Genomic DNA, 11201 nt, shown 5'->3' with positions numbered 1-11201 from the left:
CGCACTCGGCGAGCATGGCGTGTGTCACGGCACGGTGTGTTGCACGAAAACGTTCAGCACCGCACGTGTTTGATCCTGACCCGATGCGACAATACTGCACGCGCCGGTTCGGTTATGTTCAGCCGTGTGACGGTTACTCTATCGCGTTGGAATTCTGTTAAAGGCTTCGATGACGGCGTCCGCATCCCCTGTCGTGCAGTTGTCCGGTGTCCGCATCGATCGCGGCGGTCGCACGATCCTGCGCGACGTCTCGCTCGATGTGCCACGCGGCAGCATCACTGCCGTGCTCGGTCCCTCCGGTAGCGGCAAGTCCACCTTGCTGGCCGCGCTGACTGGCGAGCTGCGTCCGGTCGCCGGCACCGTCACCCTGTTTGGTGAAGAGATTCCGCGCGGCAACCGTGCGCTACTGGAGATGCGCCGCAATGTCGGCGTGCTGCTGCAGGGCAATGGCTTGCTGACCGACCTGAGCGTGGCCGACAACGTTGCGCTGCCGCTGCGCACGCATACCCGCCTGCCGGCACCGGTGCTGCAACGCCTGGTGCAGATGAAGCTGCACGCGGTCGGCCTGCTCGCCGCTGCCGATGCCTGGCCGCGCGAGTTGTCCGGCGGCATGGCGCGGCGGGTGGCGCTGGCGCGTGCGCTGGCACTGGACCCGCCGCTGATGATCTACGACGAGCCGCTGACCGGCCTGGACCCGATCGCCTCGGGCGTGATCATGAGCTTGATTCAGCGCCTCAACGACAGTCTGGGCCTGACCAGCATCATCGTCAGTCACCACGTGCACGAAACCTTGCCGATCAGCGATCAAGCCGTGGTCATCGCCAATGGCGGCATCGTGTTCGCCGGCACGCCCGCGCAATTGCAGGACAGCACCGACCCGCTGGTGCAGCAGTTCCTGCATGGCCAGCCGGACGGCCCGATCGCCTTCGATGCGGCGCCGCGGCGCGACCGGAGTGCTGCCTGATGGCCATGGTCGAATCGATCCGCGCCTTCGGCCGCGCCGGGCTGTTCTCGCTGACCGTGCTGCGCGGCTCGGTGCCCACGCGCGACTTCATCGCCGAGTTGGTGCGCGAGATCTACAAGGTCGGCGCGCGCTCGCTGCCGATCATCGCCGTCGGCGGCGCCTTCGTCGGCCTGGTGCTGACCCTGCAGGGCTACCGCACGCTGACCACCTACGGTGCCTCCGATGCGCTGTCCACCCTGCTCGGCCTGTCGCTGTACCGCGAGCTGGCGCCGGTGCTGACCGCGCTGCTGTTCATTGGCCGCGCCGGCAGTTCGATCGCCGCCGAGCTCGGCCTGATGCGCGCTACCGACCAGATCAAGGCGCTGGAGCTGATGGCCATCGACCCGATTGCCAAGGCCGTGGCGCCGCGCTTCTGGGCGGCGGTGCTGACGGTGCCGTTGCTGACCGGCGTGTTCTGCTCGCTGGCCATCACCGGCGGCTACTTCGAGGCCGTACACGTGTTGGGCATCGACAACGGCACATTCTGGTCGGGGTTGAGCAATAGCGTGGACTTCTGGGACGACTTTGGCGTGGCAATGCTCAAATCGGCGATCTTCGGCGGTACTGCCGCACTGGTTGCCGCCTACGTGGGCTTCCACGCCGAGCCGACCATCGAAGGCACCTCGATCGCCACCACCCGCGCGGTGGTGAACGCCTCGCTGCTGGTGCTGATGTTCAACTTCGTCCTTTCTGCAATGTTGTTTAGGTGAGTGGAATAACTATGGCCATGCGTGGACCACGACTCGAATTCGCCGTCGGCGCCTTTTTGCTGCTGACCCTGGCCTCGCTGCTGGTGCTGGCGGTGGCCTCGACCAACCAGCGCTGGGGCTTCGGGTCCAGCCAGTACACGCTGACCGCGCGCTTCAGCCAGATTGGCCAGCTGCGTGCGCAGGCGCCGGTGAAGATCGGTGGCGTGACCATCGGCAAGGTCTCCGACATCAGCCTGGATCCGACCAAGTTCGATTCGGTGGTGACCTTGTCGCTGGACACCAAATACAAGGATCTGCCCGCCGACACCTCGGCCGGCATTTTCACCAGCGGCCTGCTGGGCGAGAGCTACATCGGGCTGCAGCCGGGCGGCGACCCGGAAACGCTCAAGCCGGGCGAAGAAATCGGCTTCACCCAGCCGGCGGTGGATCTGCTGCAGCTGGTCGGCAAGTACATGTTCAGTGGTGGCGGTAGTGGTGGCAGCAATGCCCCGGCCGCCACCGATGGCCAGGCCCCGCCGCCTGCCCCGCCCGCTTCTCCCTCTACGGAACCTCACCACCAATGAAAACCACCCTGCTTTCCGCCATCCTGGCCTCGACCCTGCTGGTGTGCGCACCGGCCACCGTGCTGGCCCAGCCGGCCGCCGCCAGTGCGCCTGCACAGGGCGCGGCGACCAAGACCGTCATCGATAGCAGCACGCGCATCCTGAGCACGCTGGACCAGCGCCGCGCCGAGTTCCGCGGCAACCCGGCCGCGCTGCGTCAGTACATCGATGGCGAATTGAACAAGGCCTTCGACCGCGACTACTCGGCACGTCTGGTGCTGGGCGTGAACGGCCGTGGCGCCTCCGATGCGGACGTCAAGCTGTTTGCCGATGCGCTGGCCGACAACCTGATGCAGCGTTACGGCACCGCGTTGCTGAACTTCGAAGGCAAGCCGACCTTCCGCGCCAAGTCCGAGAGCGCGCTGCCGGGCAACCGCGGCGTCAAGGTCTCCACCGACCTGCTGCGCGCCGGCAACGACCCGACCCCGGTCGATTACATGATGCGTAACGTCAGCGGCCAGTGGAAAATCTTCGACGTGATGATCGAAGGCATCTCCTACGTGCAGACCTTCAAGACCCAGTTCGACGGCCCGTTGCGCGAGAAGGGCATCGCCAAGGTCGCTGCAGAATTGCGCAGCGGCAACCTGCAGGTCGGTGCGGCACCGGCCAATGGCAAGTAACAGCTCCGTGCAACGCAACGGCGACACGCTGGCACTCACCGGCGTGCTCGACCGGGCAGCGGTCACTGCGGCCTGGCCGCAGGCGATCGCGCAGCTGGATGGCGTGCGCACGCTCGACCTGTCGGGTGTACAACGCCTGGACAGTGCCGGCGTGGCGATGCTGGCCGAACTGGCTGCACGCGTGCGCAGCACTGGTACCGTGACGGTGGTGGGTGAGGCGTCCGGTCTGGACGAATTGCGCGCCGCTTATCGCTTGTCCCCTACTTTCGATTTTCAGGCGTGAGCGCCACCCCATGACCCAGTTACGCCCCCTCTCTTTATTGGCCGCCTGCCTGCTGCTTGGTGCATGCGCCAGCCAGACGCCGAAGTCCGCCCCGCCCGCAGCTGCGACCAGCATCGCGCCAAGTGCTGAAGCACCGGTCCGCGACGATGCCGGAGTGACCGCGCAGCCGGCCGCTGCCGGAGTCGCTGCACCTGACGCGTTGCCGGCCACTGCCGTCACTGCCGCTGCGCCCAGCGACCAGGCCAGCGCCGATGCCAGCGGCAGCAGCTCAGGGGCGCCTACCGCCGCTGAAGACGACTTCGACGCGCTGTATGGCCCCACCACGCCGCAAGCCGGCGGCAATGGTGCCCCGGCACAGCCTGGCGCACCGGCCTACGACCCGTGGGAGCGCTACAACCGCGGCATGCACCGCTTCAACATGGCGGTGGACCGCGGTGTGGCGCGTCCGCTGGCGACCGCCTACACCAAGGTGGTGCCGAGTCCGGCGCGCCTGGGCGTGACCAACTTCTTCGACAACCTCGGCACGCCGCTGACCATGGTCAACCAGCTGCTGCAGGGCCACCCGGTGTATGCGGTGCAGTCGCTGGGCCGCTTCGTGATGAACTCCACGTTGGGCGTGGCCGGTCTGTTCGACCCGGCCTCCGCAGCCGGCATTCCGCGCCGCAGCGAAGACTTCGGTCAGACCCTGGGTGCCTGGGGCTGGCGTAACTCGCGTTACTTCGAGCTGCCGCTGTTTGGCCCACGCACCGTGCGCGACACCGTTGGCCTGGGTGGCGATATTCCACTGTCGTGGGTGCGCCAGGTCGACGATGGCGGTGCGCGCTTTGCCCTGCAGGGCTTGCAGCTGGTGGATACGCGTTCGCAGCTGATGTCGCTGGATTCGCTGCGCGACCAGGCACCGGACGAGTACGCCTTGACCCGCGATGCCTGGATGCAACGCCGCAACTACCAGATCGTGCGCGATCTGCGCAGCCATCGCGAAAAGAACACCGAGCTGCCCGACTATCTGCGCGAAGACAAGGACAGCACCGTGCCGGTGGACGCGATGCCGATTCCGCAATGGATTCGCTGATCGGTTGAGTTCGCGGTTTGAAGTCACTACGAAAGCCCGGGAGCGATCCCGGGCTTTTTTGTTTTTAAAGCGGCTCTGAGTGCGACAGCTGTGGCGAAACTACCGAGCATTTCAAAAGCGCCCTCTACCGCATTCAATACCGACCCCAACCTGGGCCATTACCAGAGCCGTAGCACGCAGTCGGTAATTGATGGGGAAACAGCGTAGGGTGACGCGGCTTGAGCGCGTGAACCTTGTGGCCTCGCCTGGTCGGCTCACCTCCGGTATCTCGGCATGTCGAGGCCGTCACCGAGATACGTCTTCATGGCCGTCACCGCTTTCGAGCAACAATTTATCCGATTCGAACCGAGCGCCGATGCGCGAGCGGCCTGGTCCGAGGTCATGCTTGAACGGCATGGTTTGTATTGTGCGTTCGACGCATCGAAGTCGTTACATTCCACGACGCAACACTGGAATCTTGGGAATGTGGTGTTGACCATGGCAGACCTGAGCGCCATGGCCCTGGCACCGGCCGGCGAAAAGCAGGCCGCGTGGCAGGGGGAATGGCTGTATCTGAAACTCATGACCGGCGGTGAAGTCGATATTGAAATGGCCGGCGTGCAGCAGCGCTTTGCGGCCGGCAGCATGTTCATGCTCGATCCGAGTGGTGCGTTCAGCGAGTCCTTTGCCTTACGCAGCCAAATGACGGTGTTGCGGATTCCAAAGTCGGGTTTGCGCGATCGTGGCCTGCGCCACGCGTTGAATGGCTTGCTGGTGCCGGATATGGAGTCGGCGGACATGCGTGCCACGCGTGATCTGATTCATTGCATCGCCGCGCAGCACGTTTCGCCAAGCACGCACATGCGGCATCTGATGGAGCAGCAGTTGCTCGATCTGGTGGACGCGATACTCGCCACCCCCACCGAGACGGTGAAGCAGCGCAGTGGCGCGGCGGTGGTGTTTCGTGCAAAGCGCTACATCCATCAGCATCTGGGCGATCAGCAGCTCGATAGCGCCGCAGTTGCCGCAGCGGCGCATGTGTCGGTCAAACATTTGCAGCGCCTGTTCCGGGCCGAAGACAGCGGTGTGATGCGGTATGTCTGGCAGGTGCGCCTGCAGCACGCGCACCGCTTGTTGAGCGAGAGTAATGGGCAGGCGGCAAGCGTCCAGGAAATCGCCTGGCGTTGCGGGTTTGCCACTGCCGCACATTTCAGCCGTGCGTTTCGGGCCTGCTATGCCATGTCTCCCTCACATGTGCAGATCCCCCGCCTACGTTGAGCAGGCATGCTTTGAACAGATGCGTTTGCTTATTTCAAAACGCGCCTCGCGGACACGTACCACGCGCCTTGCAGATAAAAGAATCCGACGGTACGCGGCATAGAATCGATCCGTTGTTGAACAACTGATTCATGCCCGGAGCGCGCAATCGGATTGCGCCCATTCCTTTTCTTTTCATCGCCGACTTATCGGCAAGTATCGTCGCGCCTGGCGCTTGGCGATGCTGCCCGTCCACGTTTCAAGGATTTCTGCATGCAAGCGCACCGCACTGAACTAGATACCGCCGAGTTTTCTCGGCGGGTCGACGATAATCAACGTCACCTAAGAAACAATCTGGCCGCCGAGTACGATTACATTATCTGTGGCTCGGGCACGTCGGGCTCGGTTGTCGCACGCCGCCTGGCGCAAAACCCTGACATCACCGTATTGCTGCTGGAGGCGGGCGGCAGCGACGATGTGGCCAGCGTCAGCGACGCTTCGGTCTGGTTTACCAATTTGGGCAGCGAGCGTGACTGGCAATTTCAGGCGCAACCCAATCCGCATTTGAATGACCGTGCGATCCCGCTCTCCATGGGCAAGGTGCTCGGCGGCGGTTCGTCGATCAACGTCATGGTCTGGGCACGCGGGCACCGCAGTGATTGGGATTACTTTGCCAGCGAGTCGGGTGATGCGGCCTGGAATTATGCGGCGACGCTGGCGACCTACCGGCGTATCGAAGACTGGCGCGGCGAGCCGGATGCCGAGCGCCGGGGTACCGGCGGCCTGGTGCTGGTGCAACCGGCGCCCGACCCGAATCCGGTGGCGCCGGCCATGTTGTCTGCCGCGGCGCACTTGGGGATACCGACCTTCGACGACCAGAACGGTGCCTTGATGGAAGCCGGCAGCGGTGCCGCCATCGCCAATCTTTGCATCGAAAACGGGCACCGCCGCTCGATCTTCAGACGCTACGTCTATCCACTCATGGCACAGCCGAACCTGACGGTGCTGACCCACGCCCATGTCTTGCGTGTGGTGCTGGAAGGCAAGCGGGCAGTCGGTGTTGAAGTGCTTCATGCAGGCAAAGTTGGTCGCATCAAGGCCAGGCAGGAAGTCGTGCTTTCGGCTGGTGCGCTCCACACCCCGAAGATCCTGATGCATTCGGGTATTGGCGAGGCCGGTCATTTGCTCGAACACGGGATCGAGGTGGTACAGGATTTGCCGGGCGTCGGGCAGAATTATCAGGACCACATGATGGTGTCGGGGTGCATCTGGGAATATGAGCAAGCGTATGCGCCGCGCAACAATGCCGGCGAATCGACCTTTTTCTGCAAGAGTCATCCAGACATGGACACGCCGGATCTGCAGACATTTCTTGCGGAAATCCCGATCGCCAGTGCCGAGGCGCAGGCGATGTTCAACCCGCCTGCCGCTGCCTGGTCGCTGCTGCCGGGGCTGGTGCGCCCCAAGAGCCGTGGCTCGATCACCTTGAGCGGATCCGACCCGATGGACCCGCTGAAGATCGATACCGGCGCATTGTCGGCACCGGAAGACGTGCAGGCGCTGGTTCGCGGGGTGGAGATCTGTCGCGACATCGGCAACAGCGCATCCATGCGTCCCTTCGTGAAGCGTGAGGTCATGCCGGGTGCCTTGCACGGGAAGGGGCTCGAAAACTTCGTGCGCAATACCGCCTCCACCGTGTGGCATCAGTCGTGCACGGCGAAGATGGGCCGCGATGCAATGTCGGTGGTGGACGCGCAGCTGCGGGTCTATGGCATCGACGGGTTGCGGATCGCGGATGCCTCCATCATGCCGCGAGTGACGACCGGCAATACCATGGCGCCGTGCGTGATCATCGGCGAACGCCTTGGCAAGCTGTTGACCTGTTGACCTGTTGATCGACGCATCGCGCCGTGTGTGCAACGCTTCGATCACTCGAGCAAGAACGGCGATCTATCAGGTCGCCGTTCTTTTGAGCGTGCAGCTGCGTGACCAATCGATCAGCGTGGCAGATCCGCCATCGCGTAGCTGCAATGTCATTTGCCAGAACGCAACGCAGGTTCGGGCCTGATCGACGGCGTGCGGTCGACATAGGTGAGATAGTGTTTCCATAGATCGTGCGACCGCTGATCGTTGAGGTCGACGATGCAGCTTGCTGCCTTTGCCGGCCCAACCGTCGCATTGCCCCACTGCTTGCGTACGTTGCCGCATTGAAGATCTTTGTACCTCGTCCAAGCCGCTTGTGCGTTGTCGAACGCCTCGGCTGGAACATTCAAGACAGTCATCGCCCTTTCGCGCGCGGCGGTCAGATAGTCATTCAGACGGTCCTGCGATAGGCCGACTTCGTCATTCCAGCATGCGTTGCTTTCGGCTGTTGTGGCTGGGTTGAAGCATCGGGGTGCTGCCTGCAATGCCGGGCAGCCGAGGAGCGTCAGGATGAGAAGGATGTAACGCATCGACATAGGCTATTGGAGTCTGTTCTAGCGCGATGATGGGGCTTGCGTGCTGCATCCGTGTTCCGCCTCCGCCGTACCCTCACCCCAACCCCTCTCCCGGGGGGAGAGGGGCTCAAGCAGTCGCTAATGCTGCATCGACTGCCTGGCGCAGGCGTGCGTCGTCTGCGGGGACGTCGGGGGCGAAGCGGGCGATGACCTGGCCATCGCGGGCGATCAGGAATTTTTCGAAGTTCCACAGCACGCCGGGTGCCGGGTTGGGTTCGATGCCATAGCCGGCCAGTTTTTCGCGCATCGGGCCGTCGCCGGTGGCGTGTGGACGTGCGCTGGTCAGCTGCTGATACAGCGGATGCGTGTCCGTGCCGGTGACCGCAATCTTGGAGAACATCGGAAAGGTCACGTCATAGGTAAGCTGGCAGAACTGCGCGATCTCCGCCTCGCTGCCGGGCTCCTGGCCCTTGAAGTCGTTGGCCGGAAAACCCAGCACTTCCAGACCCGCCGCCTGCTTGTCGCGATACAGCGCTTCCAGGCCTTCGTACTGCGGGGTCAGGCCGCATTTGGAGGCGACGTTGACCACCAGCAACACCTTGCCGCGATAGTCGGCCAGCGTGGCGGGCTCGCCGTCGATACGGGCCACGGGAATGTCGTAAAGCGTCTGGCTCATCGGTACGTCCTGGGCTGGGAGAGCCGAGAGCATAAACCGCTGAAGCCGAGCGAGCGATGCGGGTGTCTGACGGTGCTTGCGGTTGGCTGTTGCTTACAACTTTCTGTTGCTGCAGTTGGCTTTGCTGCGGCCGGCTATTGCGACAGCTGGCGACCACTGCGTGCACTGGCGGATCAGCTGATCCGCCAGTGCCAACGCTTACGCACATGCAATGCCATCAATCGATGCACAGCGCGGCCTGGCCCATGCCGCCGACCACTTCCTGGCGGCAACCGAAGCGGTCGCTGTCGCGCTGGCAGGTACCCGAAGTGGCGGTGCCGGCGGGCACGATGCTGGTGGCCAGGCAATCGCCACTGCAATCGGAGTTGTCAGTGCAGGTCTTGCCGGCATCGGCGTACGGCACCACGCAGCGCACCGTCTGCATGCGACCGACCGGGCGTAGTTGCCCACCTTTTGCCCGGCATTCGGCAGCATCAGCAGAGACTGCGCGCGGTGGTTGTTGGGCGCTCGCTGCAGCGCCCGGCTTGGCAGCCGGAGTATTACTGCATGCGGTCAGCAGCAGGGCGCAGACCCCTGCATAGATCCATCGACGCGACACGGCACTCTCTTCTTGAACAAGGTGCGTGCAAGCATCGCGGTGGCGATGTCTGCGTGGTGTGCTTGGCGTTGGGCGCAGGAATGACACGGCGCACGCCTGCCGTTGTAGGAGCGGCCCTGGCCGCGATGAGGCGTTATCGGTAACGCCTCGTCGCGCCCGGGTGCGCTCCTACGTTGTCCTCTCCTGTGGTGCCGCTGGCCTGCCGGAATGGCAGCGCGGTGTCGCGGCATGCGGCTGGATCACTCCTGCTCGTCGCCTGCGTCTTCTTCGCTGCTGCTTCCAGCGTCGTCGTTACCGGCATCGTCCAGCAGTGCCTGCGAGTGTTCGTTGGACAGCGTTTCCACGCCGCGCAGGCGCCGTTCGATGGTGCGGGTCTTGCGGCCGGCATCGCCCAGGGTCTTGCCGACGGTGTTGATCTGGCGTTCGGCCTTTTCCAGGATGCCGGCGAACTTGCCGAACTCGCTCTTGACCGCGCCGAGCAGGCCCCACACTTCGCTGGAGCGCTTTTCGATGGCGAGCGTGCGAAAGCCCATCTGCAGACTATTGAGCAACGCGGTGAACGTGGTGGGGCCGGCGATCACCACGCGGTGTTCGCGCTGCAGCACATCGACCAGGCCGGGGCGGCGGATGGTTTCGGCATACAGACCTTCGGTGGGCAGGAACATCACGGCGAAATCGGTGGTGTGCGGCGGGCAGATGTATTTGTCGCTGATCGATTTGGCCTGGATGCGGATCGCGCGTTCCAGCTGATTGCCGAGCAGGCGGATCTGTTCGATGTCGCCGGCTTCCTGCGCGTCGAGCAGGCGTTCGTAATCTTCGCGCGGGAATTTGGAATCGATCGGCAGCCACACCGGGGTGTCTTCGTGCCCACGACCGGGCAGGCGCACGGCGAAATCCACTGCTTCGCTGGTGTCCGGGCGCACGCGCACGCTGCGCGCATACTGCTCGGCGGTAAGCGTCTGTTCGAGGATGTTCTCCAGCTGCACTTCGCCCCAGCCGCCGCGGTTCTTGACGTTGGTGAGCACGCGTTTGAGATCGCCCACCCCGGTGGCCAGCTGCTGCATTTCGCCCAGGCCGCGCTGCACGTGTTCCAGGCGCTCGGAGACGATCTTGAAGGAGGCATCCAGGCGCGTGTTGAGCGTGGTCTGCAGTTTTTCGTCGACGGTGGCGCGCATCTGTTCGAGCTTGCTGGAGTTGTCGTTCTGCAGGTTGGCCAGCTGCTGTTCCAGCGTGGCGCGCATCTCGCCGATGCGCAGCTCGTTGCGTTGGGTGAGCTCGTTCAAGCGCTGGCTCAAGGCCTCGGTGAAGCGCTGCTGCGACTCACCGGCTTCTTGCCGGCCCTTGCGTGCGTCTTCGGCCAGTGCCTCGCGCAAGGTGGCCATGTGCGTGTCGGTGCGTGCGATCAATTCGGTCAGCTGCTGGCCGAACACCTGGATGCGGGTTTCCTGCTGCTGGCCGAAGCCTTCGAGCTGGGTGCGCAATTCGGTCAGCCGCAAGGTGAGCAGTTCGCCGGTGCGTTGTTGGGCCTGGCCACTTTCTTCGCGCGCCTTGCGTGCGTCTTCGCCGAGTGCGTCGCGTAGCAGGTCCAGGCGCTGGTCGGTGCGCGTGGAGAGCTCGGTGAGATTGCGCGCAAAGGTTTCCAGGCGGCCGTCCTGCTGCCGCGCCAGGCCTTCGAGCTGCTCGCGCAGTTCGCCGCGCCCGTCGCGTTGCTCGGCACGCAGCGCCAGCTCCAGGCCTGTGGTGGAGGGACGCCGCAGCAGCGCGAGCAGCTGCAACACGAGGACTACGACGAGCAGTCCGAGAAGGATCAGGGATTCGGATGACATGCGCGCAGTGTAACTGCCACCGTCGCAGGGGCTGCGTCGAGAGTGGACGCAGTGCACAGGATGACGGGCGTGTCGGGTTGCGCCGTGGCACAGTTCTCATCTTGATTCACTGCCTGTGTTGCTTGGCATGCCAGCGC

The 11201-nt window shown here is 64.0% G+C and carries 12 protein-coding genes; 8 read left to right on the top strand and 4 right to left on the bottom strand.

What is annotated here, in order from left to right; translation table 11 throughout:
* The first annotated feature begins 169 nt into the window (after positions 1–169).
* The 8 genes from XcyCFBP4188_RS09870 to XcyCFBP4188_RS09835 all read left to right on the top strand — a co-directional run bounded on the left by XcyCFBP4188_RS09870 (position 170) and on the right by XcyCFBP4188_RS09835 (position 7413).
* Entirely contained in the window at positions 170–964 is a 795-nt protein-coding gene (locus XcyCFBP4188_RS09870) for an ABC transporter ATP-binding protein (RefSeq protein ID WP_006451570.1), read from the top strand.
* A complete protein-coding gene (locus tag XcyCFBP4188_RS09865; RefSeq protein WP_006451569.1) occupies positions 964–1713 on the top strand; it encodes an MlaE family lipid ABC transporter permease subunit in 750 nt (249 codons plus the stop codon). Before XcyCFBP4188_RS09870 ends, XcyCFBP4188_RS09865 begins: the two co-directional genes overlap by 1 nt.
* An 11-nt stretch (positions 1714–1724) precedes the next feature.
* The gene (mlaD, locus tag XcyCFBP4188_RS09860) at positions 1725–2276 is read left to right on the top strand and encodes an outer membrane lipid asymmetry maintenance protein MlaD (protein WP_006451568.1); all 552 of its coding nucleotides are present in this window, start codon (positions 1725–1727) and stop codon (positions 2274–2276) included.
* On the top strand, positions 2273–2935 hold the full coding sequence (locus tag XcyCFBP4188_RS09855) for an MlaC/ttg2D family ABC transporter substrate-binding protein (protein ID WP_104592023.1): 663 nt from the start codon (positions 2273–2275) through the stop codon (positions 2933–2935). The genes mlaD and XcyCFBP4188_RS09855 overlap by 4 nt, the downstream gene beginning before the upstream one ends.
* On the top strand, positions 2925–3218 hold the full coding sequence (locus tag XcyCFBP4188_RS09850) for an STAS domain-containing protein (RefSeq protein ID WP_006451566.1): 294 nt from the start codon (positions 2925–2927) through the stop codon (positions 3216–3218). The genes XcyCFBP4188_RS09855 and XcyCFBP4188_RS09850 overlap by 11 nt, the downstream gene beginning before the upstream one ends.
* 10 nt (positions 3219–3228) lie before the next feature.
* Positions 3229–4290 (top strand): MlaA family lipoprotein, encoded by a 1062-nt coding sequence (locus XcyCFBP4188_RS09845; RefSeq protein ID WP_006451565.1) that lies wholly within the window; start codon positions 3229–3231, stop codon positions 4288–4290.
* A gap of 273 nt (positions 4291–4563) precedes the next feature.
* Positions 4564–5547, top strand: coding sequence for an AraC family transcriptional regulator (locus tag XcyCFBP4188_RS09840; protein ID WP_104592022.1), 984 nt, complete (start codon positions 4564–4566; stop codon positions 5545–5547).
* A 252-nt stretch (positions 5548–5799) separates the two neighbouring features.
* Positions 5800–7413 (top strand): GMC family oxidoreductase, encoded by a 1614-nt coding sequence (locus XcyCFBP4188_RS09835; protein WP_006451563.1) that lies wholly within the window; start codon positions 5800–5802, stop codon positions 7411–7413.
* A gap of 146 nt (positions 7414–7559) precedes the next feature.
* On the opposite strand, the gene XcyCFBP4188_RS09830 is transcribed toward XcyCFBP4188_RS09835, so the two are convergent.
* The 4 genes from XcyCFBP4188_RS09830 to XcyCFBP4188_RS09815 form a co-directional block, all read right to left on the bottom strand.
* Complete coding sequence (locus tag XcyCFBP4188_RS09830; protein ID WP_157732768.1) at positions 7560–7979, bottom strand: lysozyme inhibitor LprI family protein; 420 nt, start codon at positions 7977–7979, stop codon at positions 7560–7562.
* A 112-nt stretch (positions 7980–8091) separates the two neighbouring features.
* The gene (locus XcyCFBP4188_RS09825; RefSeq protein ID WP_043911151.1) at positions 8092–8640 is read right to left on the bottom strand and encodes a glutathione peroxidase; all 549 of its coding nucleotides are present in this window, start codon (positions 8638–8640) and stop codon (positions 8092–8094) included.
* A gap of 217 nt (positions 8641–8857) precedes the next feature.
* Positions 8858–9238 carry a hypothetical protein gene (locus XcyCFBP4188_RS09820; protein WP_104592021.1) on the bottom strand — a complete coding sequence of 127 codons (381 nt, stop codon included), beginning with the start codon at positions 9236–9238 and terminating at the stop codon, positions 8858–8860.
* 239 nt (positions 9239–9477) lie between these two features.
* The gene (locus XcyCFBP4188_RS09815) at positions 9478–11064 is read right to left on the bottom strand and encodes a DNA recombination protein RmuC (RefSeq protein WP_104592020.1); all 1587 of its coding nucleotides are present in this window, start codon (positions 11062–11064) and stop codon (positions 9478–9480) included.
* Between the last annotated feature and the right edge of the window lie 137 nt (positions 11065–11201).

The organism is Xanthomonas hortorum pv. cynarae (assembly GCF_002939985.1).
GTDB classification, from domain to species: domain Bacteria; phylum Pseudomonadota; class Gammaproteobacteria; order Xanthomonadales; family Xanthomonadaceae; genus Xanthomonas; species Xanthomonas hortorum_D.
The sequence above is the reverse complement of the archived record's forward strand: the minus strand, read 5'-3'. Positions and strand labels throughout refer to the sequence as shown.

Excerpts from the sequence above, each read along its gene's own strand:
- XcyCFBP4188_RS09865 (WP_006451569.1), top strand. The coding sequence starts at position 964 with ATGGCCATGGTCGAATCGATCCGCGCCTTCGGCCGCGCCGGGCTGTTC.
- XcyCFBP4188_RS09815 (WP_104592020.1), bottom strand. The coding sequence starts at position 11,064 with ATGTCATCCGAATCCCTGATCCTTCTCGGACTGCTCGTCGTAGTCCTC.
- XcyCFBP4188_RS09850 (WP_006451566.1), top strand. The coding sequence starts at position 2,925 with ATGGCAAGTAACAGCTCCGTGCAACGCAACGGCGACACGCTGGCACTC.
- XcyCFBP4188_RS09870 (WP_006451570.1), top strand. The coding sequence starts at position 170 with ATGACGGCGTCCGCATCCCCTGTCGTGCAGTTGTCCGGTGTCCGCATC.
- mlaD (WP_006451568.1), top strand. The coding sequence starts at position 1,725 with ATGGCCATGCGTGGACCACGACTCGAATTCGCCGTCGGCGCCTTTTTG.
- XcyCFBP4188_RS09830 (WP_157732768.1), bottom strand. The coding sequence starts at position 7,979 with ATGCGTTACATCCTTCTCATCCTGACGCTCCTCGGCTGCCCGGCATTG.
- XcyCFBP4188_RS09840 (WP_104592022.1), top strand. The coding sequence starts at position 4,564 with ATGTCGAGGCCGTCACCGAGATACGTCTTCATGGCCGTCACCGCTTTC.
- XcyCFBP4188_RS09855 (WP_104592023.1), top strand. The coding sequence starts at position 2,273 with ATGAAAACCACCCTGCTTTCCGCCATCCTGGCCTCGACCCTGCTGGTG.
- XcyCFBP4188_RS09845 (WP_006451565.1), top strand. The coding sequence starts at position 3,229 with ATGACCCAGTTACGCCCCCTCTCTTTATTGGCCGCCTGCCTGCTGCTT.
- XcyCFBP4188_RS09825 (WP_043911151.1), bottom strand. The coding sequence starts at position 8,640 with ATGAGCCAGACGCTTTACGACATTCCCGTGGCCCGTATCGACGGCGAG.
- XcyCFBP4188_RS09835 (WP_006451563.1), top strand. The coding sequence starts at position 5,800 with ATGCAAGCGCACCGCACTGAACTAGATACCGCCGAGTTTTCTCGGCGG.